This is a genomic window from Pseudomonas sp. AC211, from assembly GCF_979258055.1.
Genome location: NZ_OZ409830.1, coordinates 2,981,695 through 2,998,044, shown reverse-complemented (window position 1 = coordinate 2,998,044; position 16,350 = coordinate 2,981,695). Strand labels below are relative to the sequence as shown.

The window sequence follows — 16,350 nt, the reverse complement described above, 5'->3', positions numbered from 1 at the left end:
CACGTCTGATCTATGTGATGGACCCGATGTGTTCCTGGTGCTGGGGCTTCGCTCCGGTATTCGACGCGCTGGCCCAGCAAGCGCTGGCGGCTGGTGTCAGCAGTCATCTGGTGGCCGGCGGCTTGCGCGCTGGCACGGCCGCCGCGCTGGAACCGACCACCAAACGCTACATCCTCGAACATTGGCAATCGGTGCACGCTAGCACCGGCCAGGCCTTCACCTTTGACGGGGCGCTGCCCGACGGCTTCGTGTACGACACCGAACCCGCCTGCCGCGCCTTGGTGGCTGCGCGCAATCTGGATGCAGAAAGCGCCTGGCCGCTGGTGAAGTTGATTCAACACGCCTTCTATGTGGAAGGCCGCGACGTCACCCAGGCCGCCGTGCTGGTGGAACTGGCCGAACAGGCCGGGCTGCCGCGCATCGAGTTTGCTGCCGCCTTCGACAGCGCCACCGAGCAGGCCGCCACCGCCGCCGATTTCGAGTGGACGCAAAACCTCGGCATCGCCGGTTTTCCCACCGTGCTGGCCGAGCGCAACGGGCAGCTGGCCTTGCTCACCAATGGCTATCAACCGCTGGAACAACTGGCGCCGCTGTTGGCGCGCTGGTTGGAGCACGGCGCCCATGCTTGATCGCCTGAGCTGGGAAGAAATCCGCCGTCTGGCCCTGCGCCATAGAAAGTCGTTAATCCTCGCCAACCTGGTCGCCGTATTCGCCACCCTGTGCAGCGTGCCGATCCCGTTGCTACTGCCATTGCTGGTGGACGAAGTGCTGCTCAAACAGGGCGACGCGGCGCTCAAGGTAATGAACCACGCGCTACCTAGCGCCTGGCAGAGCGCGGTCGGCTACATCGGCCTGATGGTGGCGATCACCCTGATGCTGCGCGGTTCGGCGTTGATCTTCAACGTGCTGCAGGCCCGACTGTTCGCGCGGCTGTCGAAAGACATCGTGTACCGCATTCGCGTGCGCCTGATCGAACGCCTCAAGCGCATTTCCCTCGGCGAATATGAAAGCCTGGGCAGCGGCACGGTGACCACGCACCTGGTCACCGACCTCGACACCCTGGACAAATTTGTCGGCGAAACCCTCAGCCGCTTTTTGGTCGCCATGCTCACCCTGACCGGCACCGCCGGCATTCTGATGTGGATGCACTGGAAGCTGGCGCTGCTGATTCTGCTGTTCAACCCGCTGGTGATCTACGCCACGGTGCAGCTCGGCAAACGGGTCAAGCACCTGAAGAAGCTGGAGAACGACAGCACCTCGCGCTTCACCCAGGCGCTCACCGAAACCCTGGAAGCCATTCAGGAAGTGCGCGCCGGCAACCGCCAAGGTTTCTTCCTTGGCCGCCTCGGCCAGCGTGCGCAGGAAGTGCGCGATTACGCCGTGGCCTCGCAATGGAAAAGCGACGCCTCCAGCCGCGCCAGCGGGTTGCTGTTCCAGTTCGGCATCGACATTTTTCGCGCGGCAGCGATGCTCACCGTGCTGTTTTCCGACTTGTCGATTGGCCAGATGCTCGCGGTGTTCAGTTACCTGTGGTTCATGATCGGCCCCGTCGAACAACTGCTGAACCTGCAATACGCCTACTACGCCGCCGGTGGCGCGCTAACGCGCATCAACGAGCTGCTGGCGCGCGCCGACGAGCCGCAATACGCCGGCGGCGCTAATCCCTTTGCCGGCAAACCCACCGTGGGCGTCGAGGTGCGTGGGCTGAACTTTGCGTACAACGATGAGCCGGTGCTCGATGGCCTCAACCTGAATATTTCGCCCGGCGAAAAAGTGGCCATTGTCGGCGCCAGCGGCGGTGGCAAAAGCACCCTGGTGCAATTGCTGCTGGGCCTGTATACCGCGCAAAGCGGCAGCATTCGCTACGGCGATAAAAGCCTGGAAGAGATCGGCCTGGAAACCGTGCGTGAACACGTGGCCGTGGTGCTGCAACACCCGGCGCTGTTCAACGACACCGTGCGCGCCAACCTGACCATGGGTCGCGAGCGCAGCGACGACGCTTGCTGGCGCGCGCTGGAAATCGCCCAACTGGCGCACACCATTCAAGCCTTGCCCAAAGGGCTGGACAGCATCGTCGGCCGCTCCGGCGTGCGCTTGTCTGGCGGCCAACGTCAGCGCCTGGCCATCGCCCGTATGGTGCTGGCCGAGCCGAGTGTGGTGATTCTCGACGAAGCCACCTCCGCCCTCGACGCCGCCACCGAGTACGCCCTGCACCAGGCCCTTGGCCAGTTCCTGCAAGGGCGCACCACGCTGATCATCGCCCACCGGCTATCCGCCGTTAAGCAAGCGGATCGGGTGTTGGTGTTTGACGGCGGGCGCATTGCCGAAGATGGCGACCATCAGCAACTGATCGCCGAGGGCGGCCTGTACGCCAAGCTCTACGGCCACCTCCAGCACTGAGCGCCGGGTTTACAACGGCGCCGGTTGCGCCTGCGGCTGCCAGGTGCGTTCGCGCAAGCCGATGGGCTTGAACGGATCCACCAGCGTGCCGGCCACCATGGCCGCCAGAATCTGCGGCGCTGGCGGAATTTTCGACAGGCCGAACAGCACCTGATCCCGCAGCATCGGCAACACCCGTGAGTCGGACTGATAAAACGGCGTGAACGCCGCCGACAGCGCCTGGAACGTGCGCACATGGCGGCGGCGCGAGGCGGCGTAACGGGGCAGGGCGCTGGCCAGGTCGTCGCTGGTATTCAAGGCATGCACCAACGCGCGGGCATCGAGCAGCGCCATGTTGGCGCCCTGGCCCAGTTGCGGGCTGGTGGAATGCGCGGCATCGCCGATGATCGCCAGGCTGCGGCCCACCGGCATGGCCAAGGTGTGATGGCCGTAGCGGGCGAGGGTCATGTCGTCGAAACCATTGATCTGCTTCAGGTACGACTCGCAGTCGGGCCACAGGCTGGCGATGCCGTCCTTCCAGCGCTCAATGCCTGCGCGCTTCAACGTGTCGACCTGATCCGGCTTGGTACTCCAGAAAAACGCACTCATCGGCGCGCTTGCCGGCTCCGCTTTGCCAATCGGTAGCACGCCGATCATGGTGGTCGCGCGCTGATAACGCTGCACCAGCGCCGTGCTGGTCTGCGCGGCGGCGTCGGCTTGCAGCGAGGCCCAGAACGCGCCATACAGCAGCGGCTTGGGTTCGCTCGGTTGTAGGCAAAACGCCTTGAGCCGGGAGCGCGAACCGCTGGCATCAACGACTAAATCGAACGGCCCTGCCTTGCGCTCGTTGGCGCCAACCAGCCAGGCCAAGTCGCCTCGGGTTTCCAGGCTTTGCACATCCAGCCCGGTTTCGACGGCGATGCCTTCAGCCGTGACGGCCTGGAACAACACATGGAAAAGGGCGGCGCGGTGCACGGCAATGCCATGGCGGTCGCCCTTAATGGCGGCGTAACCGACGTCGAGCACCGTGCGCCCGGTCAGCGCGTCGGCGCCGTACAAGCGGTCGATGCGGCTGCCCAGCTGCGAGATAGCGTCGAACAAGCCCAGGTCGTCGAGAACGGTCAGCCCGGTGGGCTGCAAGATCAGCCCCGAGCCCACGGGCGAGGCGTGCTCGAAGCGTTCGTACACCGTCACCTGATGGCCGCTGCGATGCAGATACAAGGCGGCGGCAAGACCAGCAGGGCCAGCGCCGACAATGGCAATACGCAGGGGTTTGATCACGGTAAGTCTCCGGCCCGACTACGGTGGGCCTGTCCTTGGAAAGGGGAGCTGCACGGCAGCGCTGCCGTTATACCGGTAAACCGCCTAAGGGGTAAGCCTGGGGTTTGGCGACTTAATCACAGGCAAAAAAATTGGCCAGAAGGGCGAACCCCGCTGGCCATTTTCTACTGCGTTGCGGCATTAGCTGCCGCCACCGGCGCCGCCGCCACCGCCTGCGCCGCCCGAGCCGCCAGCGCCACCGCCGGTTCCGCCGGAGCTTCCGCCCATGCCGCCGCCTGTGCCGCTGGTGCCGGTGCCGCCTGTGCCGGTGCCGCCGGAGCCAGTGCCGCCACTGCCCGAGCTGCTGCCGCCGCTGCCGCCGCTACCGCCGGGTACGGTCGAGCCGGTGCCGGTGCCTGTTCCAGTCGCGCCGGTTCCCGTACCGATGCCCGTGCCACCTGTGCCGGTGGCGCCTGCGCCTGAACCGGTGGTGCCGGTGCCGGTACCAATGCCGGTGCCCGTGCCGGAGGTGCCATTGCCGGTCGCACCTGCCGCGCCACCCGGGGCGCCAGTGCCGGTGCCGGTGGTGCCTTGGCCGGTTGCGCCCGTGCCGGTGCCGGTGCCCGGTGCGTTGGCGCCGGTTGCCGAGTTGCCGGTGCCTTCACCAGTGGTGCCGGCTTCCGGTGCGCCCACGCCGTTGCCCGGGGTGACGGTCGCTGCCATCACCAGCGAGGCGGAGGAGGCGGCCATAATTGCGCTGAGTAACACGGCAGTAAAAGGTAATTTGCTCATCGTTGATGCTCCATTTCTGTGAGTTACCTAGAAGTGGAGTGGTGGCGTTTCGCCGATGTTCGATAAACAGGACCAATGGTCAACCGGCCCCGCAGAAACGACCGGGGCGCCCAATTGGCGCCCCGGTGATGTAACGGATCAATCAATGCCACCAGCGTGGCTGACCCCAGCGTTGCTCTTCGCTATCGAGTTTTTTGTCGACGGCTTGGGTGGTGTCATCGGCTTTGGTGGTTTTGCTTTGCTCGGTGGTTTGCTTGGCAGTGGCCGCTTGATAATCGTGGTTAATGTCGGCGCCAGCGAAGGCGGTGCCGGTTAACAACGCGGTGAGCAAAGACGCGGTAACGATGGTTTTCATGGTGTGTTCCTCAAAGGGTTGTGAGTGACTTCGGGGCCAAGTTTCCGTGCTCGCCGCCGCCTTGAGAAACGCATGGTGTTGGTAGTTGATATCGCTGAAATTGATGGAGGCTACATGCCGTGCGCCAGAGCGCTGCGGCGCAAATGCTTACGCAAACCGACGCGGCGAAAACGGCGCCAAGGGCACCGACGGGGCCACGCCGCTGGCCTGTTCAGCCACCAGTTTGCCGGTGATCGACGCCAGCGTTAAGCCGACGTGGCCATGGCCGAAGTTGTAAAACACCTGCGGCATCAACCGCGCCACGCCCACCACCGGTTTGCTGTCGGGCATCGATGAGCGAAAGCCCATCCACTGCGAACTCGGCTCGTGCTGCAAATTGAGAAAGTGCCGCGCGCCATTGGCCAGGTAGCGATAGCGGCGCGGATCCGGCAGCGCCGCCGTACCGGCAAATTCCACCGTGCCGGCCACCCGCAACCCCTGCGCCATGGGCGTCAGGTAAAAGCCACCGGCGCCCCAGCACACCGGCCGGTTCAGCAGCGCGCCGGCTTGCTCGAACAGCACGTGGTAACCGCGCTCGGTGTCTTGCGGCAATGTGTCGCCGAGCGTGTCGGCAAGCTGTTTGGACCAAGCCCCGGTGCACAGGGCAAGGCGGTCTACTGTCAGCGTTTCGCCACTGGCCAACCGCGCCACCATCTGCTCGGCGCTGGCGGGGCTGCGTTCAACCGCGAGCAATTCGCCGCGCAGAAAGCGGCCGCCGTGCTGAAGAAAACGCTCGAACAACCGCACGCTCAGTGCATACGGGTCGAGCGTGCGGCTCACGCCCGGCAGCTCCACGCCCAACGCCGCGCGAGCATTCAGTGCCGGCTCCAAAGCATGCAGCTCCGAATTCTCGACCAGGCGAATCGGCACCTCGAACGCCTGGTGATACGCCACCATTTCCTGGGCAACAGGCCGCTCGTGGGCCTCGAACACATACAGCGAGCCGTCATGGCGAATCAGATCGTGCGTCTGCGCGTCATCAAACAACGTGGCCCAGGCCTGCATGCAGGGCGTGAGCAAGGTGCGCAAATCGTGACTGATTGCGTGCACACGCTGCTCGCTGGAGTGGCGGATAAACTGCCACAGCCACGGCGCGATTTTGCCCAAGTAGGCCGGGCGCACCCGCAACGGTGAATTCGGCTTGAACAACAGCGCCGGCGCCTGCCGCCAAATGCCGGGCGTCGCCACCGGCTCTACGGCGTAGGTGGCGAACGTACAGGCATTGCCAAAGGAGGTGGCGGTGCCGGGCGGTTGTCGATCCAGCAGCGTTACCTGCCAGCCAAACCGTTGCAGCCACAAGGCCGTGGCGATGCCCACCACACCCGCGCCCACCACCAACGCCGTTCCGCGCGACTCTGTCATGTCACTCTCCCGTTATGCGCCGCTCGCATGCTCGACCTGAGCGTGAATGGCCGCAAAAGCAGCGAAAATAGGCAAAAGCAGCGGTACACTCCAACGCTAAGAATTCATGCAGCTATTCACTCAACGCATAGATGGACGCGCCATGGAACCGATCCGCCGAGTGCCCTCACTGCCCGCGCTAAACGCCCTGGTACACGTCGCCGATACCCGCAGCTTCACTGACGCGGCGGCGCGCCTGCACCTCACGCAAAGCGCTGTGAGCCGGCAGATTCAACAACTGGAAGAACACTACGGCGTGGCGTTGTTCGAGCGCAGCAGCCGACAAGTCGCACTGACCGCCAGCGGCGAGCAGGTGCTGGCCGTGGCGCAACGCCTACTCGCCGAGCTGACCGCGCTGGAGCGTTCACTGCTGCCGGCCACCGCCGAGCGGCCGTTTCGAATTCGCATTTTTGTGTCGTTGGCCGTGCGCTGGTTATTGCCCCGGCTGACCAGCTTCTACGCCGCGCACCCGCGCCTGGCGCTATCGATTGAAACCGTGGGCGGTGAAGCGGTGGCCACCGATGGCGACTGCGACGCCTACGTGCTGTACCTGCGCGACGGGCTGGATGAGCGGAAATTGTTGCCACTGTTTGACGAATACCTGATCCCCGTGTGTGCGCCGACACTTGCCACAGGACTGCCAGCGCCGCGTTCGGTGGCCGAGTTGGCAGCCCATCCGCTGATTCATGGTTCGCCGAGCCGCTTCGAGTGGACCACCTGGTTGCAGGCGCACGGCGAAGAGGCGGGGCAGGGCTTTCAGCATCTCCAGTTCAATCTGGACGATCTGGCCTTGGACGCGGCGAGTCGGGGATTGGGCGTGGCGGTGAGTGATCAGGTGCTGGCGCAGGATGCCTTGGCGCGGGGGAGTTTAATGGTGCCGTTTGGGCAGCCGCTAAAGACCGGCGGCGTGTATGCGTTGTGGTTGAGTGCGCAGGGGGCGGCGCATCCGGCGCGGGAGGTGATTCTGGAGTGGTTCGAGGGGCAGTGCTGACGATTAGAAGCCCCTCGCCCCCAGCCCGGCCGGCGTAGCGGAGAAGGGGTGGCGTTTGTACGACCGTCGCACGCGGTCAGCCCCCTCTCCCGCTTGCGGGAGAGGGCTGGGGTGAGGGGCCCTTGATCCTCACAAGAAAACATCAAATCGCCCGCCCCAACCCCCGCCGAACCGGCTCTACCGCCGGATCATCCGCCGGCGCCACCAGCGCGTAGTTGTACTCATCACTGGACCAATAATCCGCCTGCAACTCGCCATCGCGCCGCGCGCCACGGTCGAGCAGGTAATGCTGCGGACCCGGCGGGCGAATGTAAAAACTCACCTTGCGGCCATCGGCATCCTCATACACCAACATCGCCGCCGCGCCCTGTTCGGTGCTGATCATTCGTCCGCCCACGGGCGTAAACCCGGCGCCGGCCAGGTCGGGAATGCGGTCGGCGCGGGCGAAATGGCGGTCCAGCCAGCTTTGCGCATCGGTGCTGGTCGCCAGAGTCCAGTCGTTGGCCATGCCGTCTTTAAGGGCGAACATGCGGTAAGCCTGCACGGCGTCGGCCATAGGCAGCATATGGCTGGCCAAGTTGACGGTGCGCGCCTGCCAGCCGCCAAAGCCGCCCAGGCTGACGGCAACAACCAGCGCCGCGGCCGTCGCCCACTGCCGGCCGCGCTGCCGACGCTGGTTGTGGCGAATGGCGGCGGGGTCCAGCTGCGGGTTGGGCGTTAGGTGCAGGCCGCCGCTCAGGGCGGCGCGCAGGTTCTGCGCATCCAGTTGCCAGGCGCGTACCTGCTCGGCCAGTTCCGGATGGGCGCTGAGGTAACGCGCGACGCGGTCGCGGTCGGCCTCGTTGAGCTGGCGGTCAACGTAGGCGTGCAGCTCGTGTTCGGATGGAGGCAACTCGTTCATTTCAACACCCGTAAGGCTGGTGAGGTGATTTCGCCGTCGCTGAGCTGGCGCAACGCCTGGCGCGCGCGGGACAAACGCGACATCACGGTGCCAATCGGCACATTGAGAATCTCGGCAATTTCCTGATAACGCAGGCCTTCCACCGTTACCCACAACAAAATCGCCCGCTGCTCATGGGGCAGGCGTTCGAAGGCAGCGAGGGTGGTTTGCGCCACAACCGTACGTTCGGCGGACGGCGCGTAATGGTCGTCCTGGCTGCCCGTAAACAGTTCGAGCACGCGCTTGTAACGGCTGGCGCTGCGGTGCGCATCGAGAAACTGGCGGTACACAATCGCAAACAGCCAGGCGCGCAGGTCACCCTCAGGCTGCTTGCCGGCCCAGGCGCCCAGGGCTTTTTCCAGGCTGGCTTGCACCAGGTCATCGGCGCTGGTGGGGTTGCGGGTCAGCGACTGGGCGAAGCGCCGCAGTCGAGGCAGCAGGTCGCGCAGTTGGTCATCGATACCGTGCATGGCGGTGCAGGTTCCAGAACGTGGCGTTAGAAAAATAGCGTGTGGAACGGGAGACGACGCAGGGCCGACTTTATTCCCGCCACCCCACAAAAATAAATAATTCGTTGCCAGGGAATAAACCCGAAGGCGGGGCGTCTGACTGCACCTTCGCCTGATTCTGGAGTTCCCCATGGCACCAAACGACCCTCAACCGCGGCCGCCCCTCAGCCCGCTCAGCCTGGCCTTGCGCTTCGGCGCCATTGGCGCGGTGGCGCTGCTGCTGGTGGGCGCGCTGGCGTATACCGGCGGCTATTTCAGCCCCGAGCGCCTGACCCCCGACCGGGTGGTCGACGTGTTGGAAAAGAACAACGGCGAGCATCCCGGCTTTCGCCGCAATCACCCCAAAGGCGTGTGCGTAACGGGCTACTTCGAGAGCAGCGGCGCGGCGGCGTCGCTGTCGTCTGCCGAGGTGTTCAGCGCCACCCGCACGCCGGTGCAGGGGCGGTTTTCCTTGCCGACGGGTAACCCTTATTCACCCGACAGCGCAGCGGCGTTACGCAGCATGGCGCTGCGTTTCCAGCAGGCCAACGGTCAGCAATGGCGCACCGGCATGAACAGCATGCCGGTGTTTCCGGTGGGTACGCCGGAGGCATTTTTTGGCTTGCTGCAAGCCACCGCGCCAGATCCGGCTACCGGCAAACCCGACCCACAAAAGGCCGGCGCTTTCTTCGCCTCGCACCCGGAAACCGGTGCGTTTCTGGCCTGGGCGAAAACCGCGAAGCCGGCCGCCAGTTTCGTCACCGAAACCTACAACAGCGTGAACGCCTTCTACCTCACCAACGCCGCCGGCCAACGCCAGACCGTGCGCTGGAGCATGGTCGCCACCACCCCGGCGGACAGCGTGGCGCCGCAGGCTGAGAACTACTTGCTCGCCGACTTGCAGCAGCGCCTGGCGGCGGGCGCGCAGCGTTGGGACTTAGTGCTGACGCTCGCCAACCCCGGCGACCCGAGCAACGACGCCAGCAAAGCCTGGAGCGGCGAACACCGCACCGTCACGGCCGGCACGCTGGTAATCGAACGCGAGCAAGCGCAAGACAACGGCGAGTGCCGCGACATCAACTACGACCCGCTGATTTTGCCCAGCGGCATCGAAGGCTCCGACGACCCGTTGCTCGCCGCCCGTTCCGCCGCCTACGCGGCTTCGTATAAACGCCGCACGGGTGAAGTCAATTCCTTGCCCGCCAGTGCTTCGCAGGAGTCCCGCCCATGAGCGCTCAACATTTTTCTTTGCCCGCGCGCGTGCTGCATTGGTTGATGGCCGTAATGATCCTGGCCATGTTGTTTGTGGGCGTGGGCATGGTGGCCTCGGTGTCGGAACGGCATCAGTGGCTGATCAATTTGCACAAGCCGTTGGGCATCGCCATTTTGCTGCTGGTGATCGTGCGGCTGGTGGTGCGCTTCAGCTCGACCACGCCACCATTGCCAGCCGATTTGCCCGCTGTTCAGGCGCTGGCCGCCAAACTGTCGCACGTGCTGCTGTATGCGCTGATGCTGGCCTTGCCGTTGGTAGGCTGGGCGATGATTTCGGCAGCGGGCGATCCGGTCATGCTGGGCAGCGCGCTGCAATTGCCGGCCTTGCTGCCCGCCGACGCGCCGACCTTCGCCGTGCTGCGCAAGGCCCATCGCTACCTCGCGTATTTGCTGTTCGCCACCGTGCTGCTGCATTTGGCCGGCGCCTTGTTTCACGCTTGGGTGCGGCGCGACCACGTGCTTCACAGCATGGCGCGCGGCCCGAAGTAGGCGGCTATTCAATGCCCCATTGGCCGCCGGCTTTTTCGCAATCGGTGCGCGCCTGCGATGCGTCTTTGAGGTCGTAGTAATAGGTCAGTACCTTGGCGCCTTTGGGGATGTTCACCGAGTCGGCATTTTTGTCCTTGCTGCTCGAACGCTGGTTCGCCAGCGCTTCCTGGGTGAGCGTGGCGGTGCAGGTGCCGCTGGGTTTTGCCGGGCAGCTAGCGACTTTGTGCTTGTTGGTGGCCAGGGTCTCTTTGCTTTCGTTGCTGCACGACCAGTCGAGACTGCCGGCCGGTGCGCCTTGGTATTCGTAGCAGGTTTTGCCTTCCACCATCGGCACCGCCGCGCTCTGTGCGCGGGTGTCGACCATGCAGGCTTCGGCCCACACGCCGGTGGAGGCAACGCTGGAAAAGAGCAGGGCAAGCAGTCGGGCTTTCATGGCGGGCGGCCTTTGTTGTTGTGGTGTTGAGTTGTGAAACAGCCGTCGCGCTTTGGTTCAGCGGGTTGGATGAATGGTCGGGCGCGCGTCTACACTGCAAGCCATTCAAACCCTGCGGAGTTCTTCCATGACGTTGCTCACCCGTGTGCTGTTGGTGTTGTCGCTGTTGGTGCCTGGCTATCAGGCGTTCGCGCAGACCGATGCGGCGTACCAACAAGAAGCCCAACACGCCAAGGCGCTGCTGCTCAAAGCGGTGGACTACTACGAGAAAAACGGCGACGCCGCGCTGGCCGCCTTCAGCCGCCAGGGAGAATTCGTCACCGGCCAGTTGTACGTGTACGTGGTCAACACCCAGGGCGTGATGCTCGCCAGTGGTGGCCCGTCGGTGATGCTGGTGGGGCGCGACGTATCGGCCACCCTGGACGCCGACACCAAAACCGCCTTCGCCCGCGCCATCAGCGAGCCGGAAGGCGAAATTCACGAAGCCGAATACCGCTGGGTCAACCGCCAGGACGGCAAAGTGGAGCGCAAACACACCTACTTCCAACGCATCAACGACCGCATTCTCGCCGTCGGTTATTACTTGCCACGGGCCAAGCCAGAAGAAGCGAAAAAACTGCTCACCGAAGCGGCGGCCGCCATCGACAAAGACGCGAAAACCACCTTCACCGCCATCAACGACCTGGACCCGCGCTACCTGCAAGACGACCTGTACGTCTTTGTGGTCGACCTCACCAGCAAGCGCTTCGTCGCCCACGGCTACAACCGCCGCCTGATCGGCACCGACTTCGCCAACCTGAAAGCCCCCGACGGTGCCGCCATCGGCCAACGCATGCTCGATGCCGTGAACGCCGACGGCCACGGCGAACTGGAATACCTCTGGCGCAACCCCGTGACCGAACGCAACGAACACAAACATGCGTACCTGCAAAAGGTCGGCAACTACCTGGTGGCCGTGGGGTATTACTCGCGCTGATCGACGACTTGTAGGGGCCAAATTGGTGGCGAACCCTGCAAAACGAATTTTTGATCCGCTTTCTGTAGGAGCGGCTTCAGCCGCGATTGGCCGGGCCTGAAAATGGCGATATCCGCCCAAGCGCATCGCGGCTAAAGCCGCTCCTACAGAGTGCTTGATCTGCATTTTGTAGTAGCCACCTTGGTGGCGAACCCTGCGAACGGTATTCGAAAATGTTGTTTGCAGGGTTCGCTAGCAAGCTAGCTCCTACAGGGCTGAGCTGGGCAAGTCGGGGCGCTTTTAGGTGGCGGCTTGTGCCACTTCATCCTCTCTACGAATCTCTTCCAGCATCGCTTGCGCGGCCGGCGACAGGCTGTGCCCGGCGCGCATGACTACGCCGTAGGCCGATTGCTGGGCAGGGCGATCGCTGGCCAGCGGCAAAATGTCGAGGCGCCCGGCCGCGACGTCTTCGGCCACCACGTCCCAGGGCGACAGGCTGATCACGTCGCTGCAGGCCACCAGCGCTTTGAGCACCATAAAGTTGTCGCACTCGATGCCCAGCAATTGCTCTCGGCCGCTGACTTGGCGCAGGGCGGTTTTAACTTCCTCGGGCAACAACGTGCCCGCCAGCGGGTAGGCGGCGAGGGCTTCGGGCGTGAGGTCGCGCTGTTGCAGCAGCGGGTGACCGGGGCGGCAGAAGAACACGCCGGTGCGCGGTTTCAGCGGTTCGATGGTCAGCAGCGGGTCGCCTTGCAGTTCGCGGCAGTCGGCTACAAATAGCTCCACGCTTTCATCAAGCAGGCGCTGGCGCAGGCTGCGCCAATCGCCGATGGCCAGCTGTACGCGGATTTTCGGGTACTGGCTCACCAGCTTGCCCAGCGCCCGGGGTACCAAGTGCGCAGCAGGGTAGGGGCCGGCGCCCAGGCGCAGCTCGCCGGCTTCGAGGTTGCCCAACTGGCTAACGGCGTTGTGCAGCGAGCGGTTGGCTTCCAACAACCGGCGCGCGTGTTCTAGTACCAACTTGCCATGGGCCGTGAGCACCGCCTGGCGTGGGCCACGGTCGAGCAGTTGGCAGCCCAGGCTGGCTTCCAATGCTTGCACGCTACGCGACAACGCTGGCTGGCTGAGGTTGACCGCCTCGGCCGCGCGGGCGAAGTGGCCGTGTTCGGCAACGGCAACAAAATGGCGAAGCTGGCGCAGATCGTTCATGCGGTTCTCGCATCGGAAAGTGGATAATTTTGCATTGGAATTATCAGTCTGCCTTTGCCAAGGTGCATGCGTCCATAACAACAAAAGACATTTCTCATGCGCGCACTTACTCGCTTCAGCGGCCTGCTGCTGGCCGCCGCCTTGCCGTTGTCTGCCCTGGCAGCGCTGCCTGCCGAAACCATTCAGCCGTCGATCAATACCGAGCTGGCCGAGCACACCAAGGTCTTCAACAAGCAAATCTACAAAGTCACCGACTCGGTTTACTCAGCCGTAGGCTGGAGTATCGCCAACAGCGTGATGGTGATCGCCCCCGAAGGCTTGATCATTTTCGACGCCGGCGAGTCGCCGGAAGAGTCGGCCAAGGTGTTCGCCGAATTCCGCAAAATCACCGACAAACCGGTGAAGGCCATCGTCTACAGCCACTTCCACCCCGACCACATCAACGGCGTGAAAGGCTTCGTCTCGGAAGAGCAGGTGAAAAGCGGCGAGGTGCAGATTTACGCCCACGAAACCCTGCTGGAAAACGTGGTAACCCAAGGTGCGCTGGTCGGCCCGATTCTGGCCATGCGCTCGGCTTACACCTTTGGTGCGGCGTTGAACGAGGCCGACCGTAAAGACATGAACGGCGGCATCGGCCCGATTGCCGTGGGCGGGCAGAGCACCTTTATTGCGCCGACCATCACCTTCAAAGACACGCTCGACACCACCATTGCCGGCCTGCGCGTGCAACTGCGCTGGGCACCGAGCGAGGCGCCGGACGAGATTGTCATGTACCTGCCCGACAGCCGCGTGCTGCTCAGCGCTGAAGTGGACCAAGGCCCGACCCTGCCTAACATCCACACCCTGCGTGGGGCGAAATTCCGCGACCCGGTGGCGTGGGTGAACAGCCTCGATTTACTGCGCGAGTTCCACGCCGACTTCATGGTGCCGTCCCACGGCCGCCCGGTCAGCGGCGCTGAAAACGTCGAAGAAGTGCTGCGCATGACCCGCGATGGCATTGCCTACATTCACGACCAAACCGTGCGCTGGATGAACAAAGGCCTGACCCCGGACGAACTGGTGGAGAAGGTCAAACTGCCGCCGCACCTGGCCGGCTACACCCCGTATTTGCGCGAGTACTACGGCACCGTCAGCCACAGCGTTCGGCAAATTTACGAGGGTTACCTGGGCTGGTTCAAAGGCGACCCGGTCGACCTCAACCCGATACCTCCGGTAGAGAAAGCCACGCGCATGGTCGAGCTGATGGGCGGCCACGACAAGGTGCTGCTGGCCGCTGGCGATGCGTATCTGAAAGGCGATTACCAATGGGCTGCCGAGCTGGCCACCTATGTAATCCGCATCGACCACGACGACAAACTGGCGCGGGACATCAAGGCCCGCAGCTTCCGCAAACTGGGCTACGCGCAAATGAACATCAACTGGCGCAACTGGTACCTCACCAGCGCCATGGAACTGGAAGGCACCCTGGGCGAAACCCAACTCACGGAAATGGCCAAGCGTTTGCGCGGCACCTTCCTCTCGCCCGACATGTTGAAAAACCTGCCGGTGAAAGTGTTCCTGCAAAACTGGGTCACCCGCATCGACCCGGACAAAGCCGACGACGTAAACCTCACCCTCGGCTTCAGTTTCCCCGACATCAACGAACAATGGGCGCTGGAAATTCGCCGTGGCGTGGTGCAATTGCACAGCGGTATTCCAGACGGCACCACGCTGAAACTGACCCTCGACAAGACCTACCTGGACACCGTAATCAGCGGCCAGAACAGCCTGCTCAAGGGCGCGGTGTTGGGCGACGTGAAGGTGGACGGCGACCTGCTCGACATCAAAACCTTCCTCGGCTGCTTTGACTTCGCCGACAGCCCCATCAACCTGACGGTGCGCTGAGATGGGCGCGCTCCTGTCCCGCCGCTGGGTGCGGGTAGTGCTGGCGTTGCTGGCGGTTCTGCTGCTGGCCGCTGGCGCGCTGTTCAGCCAGCGCCAGGTGATTCGCGATGCGGCCCAGGGTTATCTGTACGGCTATCCGCTGGTGATCAGCGAGCTGAGCCGCGACGCCTTTAGTAAAGGCCTGGCGCCGCTGCAACACCTGGTGCATGTGCAGAAATTTCCCGACGCGCACTTTCGCGAAATCGTTCGGCCCAACGTCGACACCCTGTACTCGGTGGCCTGGCTCGACTTGCGCGAGCAGGCGCTGGTGTTCGAGCTGCCCGCCACCGAGCGCTACAACGTGATGCAGTTTCTCGACGCTTGGACCAACGTCTATGCCTCCCTCGGCCCCCGCACCACGGGAACGGGGGGCGGGCATTTACCTGCTGGCGGGGCCGAACTGGGCGGGCGAGGTGCCCACCGGCATGCACCTGCTGCGCTCGCCCACCGCATTGGCCTGGCTGCTGGGCCGCATCCAAACCAACGGCGCGGCAGACTACGCCACCGTGTACGGCATTCAGAAAGGCGTGCGCCTGACACCATTGGCCGACTGGCAGCAAGGCATCCGCCAGGAATCGCTCGTGCCGCCGCCGCGCAGCGAACGGGGCACGCCGCCGCTGTACCAAATGCGCGCCATGCCACCGCGTGATTTCTTCGAGCGTCTGGCCCGGCTGATGACCGACAACCCGCCGGCGGCGGCCGACCAGCAAGCGCTACAAAGCCTGGCCCGGCTAGGCGTCCAGCCGGGGCAGCCGGTGGCCGAGTGGAATGGGTTACAGGGCCCGGCGATAAAACTGGGCACCTGGCTGGCCGAGCGTGGGCTGCAACGCGCCGTGGAGCATCCCCGTGAACTGCGCAACGGCTGGCGCGTGCCGCCGGCCGAAGTGGGCCGTTACGGCAGCGACTATGGGCTGCGGGCCGCTGTGGCCATGGCTGGCTTCGGCGCCAACTTGGCCGAAGACGCTATCTACCCCAACGCCATGCAAGACGCCGATGGCCAACCGCTGCAAGGCGGCCAGCGCTACCGTCTGCATTTCGCCGCTGGGCAGTTGCCGCCGGTGCGGGCGTTCTGGTCGGTCACCGTCTACGACATGGACGGCTACCTGGTGGACAACCCGCTGAACCGCTACGCCCTCGGCGACCGCGATGCCCTGCAGCGCAACGCCGACGGCTCGCTCGATTTGTATCTGCAAAGCGATGCCCCGGCGCAGCCCTGGCAAGGCAACTGGCTGCCCATCCCTCGAAGCGGTGGGTTCGCCCTGACTGCGCGGCTGTACTGGCCGAACCCGACCATTCTGTCGGGCGCCTGGAACATGCCGGCCATTGAACGGGTGGCGCCGTAGCGGCCAGTCGGCTAATCAAAAGTGCGGGAGAGCAAAGGGCGGCTCAGCCGGCAAACTGATGGGGACAACTCAAATAAAAGG

16 protein-coding genes and 1 pseudogene are annotated in these 16,350 nt (G+C 64.1%); 9 read left to right on the top strand and 8 right to left on the bottom strand.

Annotation, left to right across the window (positions count from 1 at the left end; translation table 11 throughout):
* The first annotated feature begins 26 nt into the window (after nt 1–26).
* Together ACZZZP_RS14020 and ACZZZP_RS14015 are read left to right on the top strand one after the other, a co-directional pair.
* Nucleotides 27–629 (top strand): DsbA family protein, encoded by a 603-nt coding sequence (locus tag ACZZZP_RS14020; protein WP_463384718.1) that lies wholly within the window; start codon nt 27–29, stop codon nt 627–629.
* On the top strand, nt 622–2,400 hold the full coding sequence (locus ACZZZP_RS14015; RefSeq protein WP_463383131.1) for an ABC transporter ATP-binding protein: 1,779 nt from the start codon (nt 622–624) through the stop codon (nt 2,398–2,400). The genes ACZZZP_RS14020 and ACZZZP_RS14015 overlap by 8 nt, the downstream gene beginning before the upstream one ends.
* Nucleotides 2,401–2,409: 9 nt before the next feature.
* On the opposite strand, the gene ACZZZP_RS14010 is transcribed toward ACZZZP_RS14015, so the two are convergent.
* From ACZZZP_RS14010 to ACZZZP_RS13995, 4 genes are all read right to left on the bottom strand, one after another.
* Entirely contained in the window at nt 2,410–3,660 is a 1,251-nt protein-coding gene (locus ACZZZP_RS14010; protein WP_463383130.1) for an FAD-dependent oxidoreductase, read from the bottom strand.
* 180 nt (nt 3,661–3,840) lie between these two features.
* Entirely contained in the window at nt 3,841–4,431 is a 591-nt protein-coding gene (locus ACZZZP_RS14005; RefSeq protein ID WP_463383129.1) for a hypothetical protein, read from the bottom strand.
* A gap of 142 nt (nt 4,432–4,573) precedes the next feature.
* Nucleotides 4,574–4,786, bottom strand: coding sequence for a hypothetical protein (locus ACZZZP_RS14000; protein WP_463383128.1), 213 nt, complete (start codon nt 4,784–4,786; stop codon nt 4,574–4,576).
* A gap of 147 nt (nt 4,787–4,933) precedes the next feature.
* Nucleotides 4,934–6,187, bottom strand: a complete 1,254-nt coding sequence (locus ACZZZP_RS13995; protein ID WP_463383127.1) for an NAD(P)/FAD-dependent oxidoreductase — start codon at nt 6,185–6,187, stop codon at nt 4,934–4,936.
* A gap of 142 nt (nt 6,188–6,329) precedes the next feature.
* On the opposite strand from ACZZZP_RS13995, the gene ACZZZP_RS13990 reads away from it, so the two are divergent.
* Complete coding sequence (locus ACZZZP_RS13990) at nt 6,330–7,217, top strand: LysR substrate-binding domain-containing protein (protein WP_463383126.1); 888 nt, start codon at nt 6,330–6,332, stop codon at nt 7,215–7,217.
* A gap of 142 nt (nt 7,218–7,359) precedes the next feature.
* Here ACZZZP_RS13990 and ACZZZP_RS13985 read toward each other — a convergent pair whose 3' ends face one another.
* Both ACZZZP_RS13985 and ACZZZP_RS13980 read right to left on the bottom strand, forming a co-directional pair.
* Nucleotides 7,360–8,118 carry an anti-sigma factor family protein gene (locus ACZZZP_RS13985; protein WP_463383125.1) on the bottom strand — a complete coding sequence of 253 codons (759 nt, stop codon included), beginning with the start codon at nt 8,116–8,118 and terminating at the stop codon, nt 7,360–7,362.
* Nucleotides 8,115–8,627 (bottom strand): RNA polymerase sigma factor, encoded by a 513-nt coding sequence (locus tag ACZZZP_RS13980; protein WP_463383124.1) that lies wholly within the window; start codon nt 8,625–8,627, stop codon nt 8,115–8,117. The genes ACZZZP_RS13985 and ACZZZP_RS13980 overlap by 4 nt, the downstream gene beginning before the upstream one ends.
* A gap of 169 nt (nt 8,628–8,796) precedes the next feature.
* Here ACZZZP_RS13980 and ACZZZP_RS13975 point away from each other — a divergent pair, with 169 nt between their 5' ends.
* Nucleotides 8,797–9,876: a catalase family peroxidase gene (locus tag ACZZZP_RS13975; RefSeq protein WP_463383123.1), complete on the top strand. Its 1,080-nt coding sequence runs from the start codon at nt 8,797–8,799 to the stop codon at nt 9,874–9,876.
* A complete protein-coding gene (locus tag ACZZZP_RS13970; RefSeq protein WP_463383122.1) occupies nt 9,873–10,406 on the top strand; it encodes a cytochrome b in 534 nt (177 codons plus the stop codon). The genes ACZZZP_RS13975 and ACZZZP_RS13970 overlap by 4 nt, the downstream gene beginning before the upstream one ends.
* A gap of 4 nt (nt 10,407–10,410) precedes the next feature.
* Here ACZZZP_RS13970 and ACZZZP_RS13965 read toward each other — a convergent pair whose 3' ends face one another.
* The gene (locus tag ACZZZP_RS13965; protein ID WP_463383121.1) at nt 10,411–10,839 is read right to left on the bottom strand and encodes a hypothetical protein; all 429 of its coding nucleotides are present in this window, start codon (nt 10,837–10,839) and stop codon (nt 10,411–10,413) included.
* 127 nt (nt 10,840–10,966) lie between these two features.
* Between ACZZZP_RS13965 and ACZZZP_RS13960 the strand changes: the two genes are divergently transcribed.
* Entirely contained in the window at nt 10,967–11,815 is an 849-nt protein-coding gene (locus tag ACZZZP_RS13960; protein WP_463383120.1) for a cache domain-containing protein, read from the top strand.
* A 279-nt stretch (nt 11,816–12,094) separates the two neighbouring features.
* On the opposite strand, the gene ACZZZP_RS13955 is transcribed toward ACZZZP_RS13960, so the two are convergent.
* A complete protein-coding gene (locus ACZZZP_RS13955; RefSeq protein ID WP_463383119.1) occupies nt 12,095–13,003 on the bottom strand; it encodes a LysR family transcriptional regulator in 909 nt (302 codons plus the stop codon).
* Between the two features lie 96 nt (nt 13,004–13,099).
* On the opposite strand from ACZZZP_RS13955, the gene ACZZZP_RS13950 reads away from it, so the two are divergent.
* From ACZZZP_RS13950 to ACZZZP_RS13940, 3 genes and pseudogenes are all read left to right on the top strand, one after another.
* Nucleotides 13,100–14,887: an alkyl/aryl-sulfatase gene (locus ACZZZP_RS13950; protein ID WP_463383118.1), complete on the top strand. Its 1,788-nt coding sequence runs from the start codon at nt 13,100–13,102 to the stop codon at nt 14,885–14,887.
* Between the two features lies 1 nt (nt 14,888).
* A pseudogene (locus ACZZZP_RS13945) lies at nt 14,889–15,293 on the top strand (DUF1254 domain-containing protein); the annotation flags it as partial.
* Nucleotides 15,294–15,351: 58 nt separating this feature from the next.
* Nucleotides 15,352–16,269, top strand: a complete 918-nt coding sequence (locus tag ACZZZP_RS13940) for a DUF1254 domain-containing protein (protein WP_463536600.1) — start codon at nt 15,352–15,354, stop codon at nt 16,267–16,269.
* Nucleotides 16,270–16,350 lie beyond the last annotated feature (81 nt).

Coding starts and splice junctions, on each gene's coding strand:
- ACZZZP_RS13955 (WP_463383119.1), bottom strand. CDS start 13,003: ATGAACGATCTGCGCCAGCTTCGCCATTTTGTTGCCGTTGCCGAACAC.
- ACZZZP_RS13985 (WP_463383125.1), bottom strand. CDS start 8,118: ATGAACGAGTTGCCTCCATCCGAACACGAGCTGCACGCCTACGTTGAC.
- ACZZZP_RS13960 (WP_463383120.1), top strand. CDS start 10,967: ATGACGTTGCTCACCCGTGTGCTGTTGGTGTTGTCGCTGTTGGTGCCT.
- ACZZZP_RS14015 (WP_463383131.1), top strand. CDS start 622: ATGCTTGATCGCCTGAGCTGGGAAGAAATCCGCCGTCTGGCCCTGCGC.
- ACZZZP_RS13950 (WP_463383118.1), top strand. CDS start 13,100: ATGCGCGCACTTACTCGCTTCAGCGGCCTGCTGCTGGCCGCCGCCTTG.
- ACZZZP_RS13970 (WP_463383122.1), top strand. CDS start 9,873: ATGAGCGCTCAACATTTTTCTTTGCCCGCGCGCGTGCTGCATTGGTTG.
- ACZZZP_RS13995 (WP_463383127.1), bottom strand. CDS start 6,187: ATGACAGAGTCGCGCGGAACGGCGTTGGTGGTGGGCGCGGGTGTGGTG.
- ACZZZP_RS13940 (WP_463536600.1), top strand. CDS start 15,352: ATGCACCTGCTGCGCTCGCCCACCGCATTGGCCTGGCTGCTGGGCCGC.
- ACZZZP_RS13975 (WP_463383123.1), top strand. CDS start 8,797: ATGGCACCAAACGACCCTCAACCGCGGCCGCCCCTCAGCCCGCTCAGC.
- ACZZZP_RS14000 (WP_463383128.1), bottom strand. CDS start 4,786: ATGAAAACCATCGTTACCGCGTCTTTGCTCACCGCGTTGTTAACCGGC.
- ACZZZP_RS14005 (WP_463383129.1), bottom strand. CDS start 4,431: ATGAGCAAATTACCTTTTACTGCCGTGTTACTCAGCGCAATTATGGCC.
- ACZZZP_RS14020 (WP_463384718.1), top strand. CDS start 27: ATGTGTTCCTGGTGCTGGGGCTTCGCTCCGGTATTCGACGCGCTGGCC.
- ACZZZP_RS13980 (WP_463383124.1), bottom strand. CDS start 8,627: ATGCACGGTATCGATGACCAACTGCGCGACCTGCTGCCTCGACTGCGG.
- ACZZZP_RS13965 (WP_463383121.1), bottom strand. CDS start 10,839: ATGAAAGCCCGACTGCTTGCCCTGCTCTTTTCCAGCGTTGCCTCCACC.
- ACZZZP_RS13990 (WP_463383126.1), top strand. CDS start 6,330: ATGGAACCGATCCGCCGAGTGCCCTCACTGCCCGCGCTAAACGCCCTG.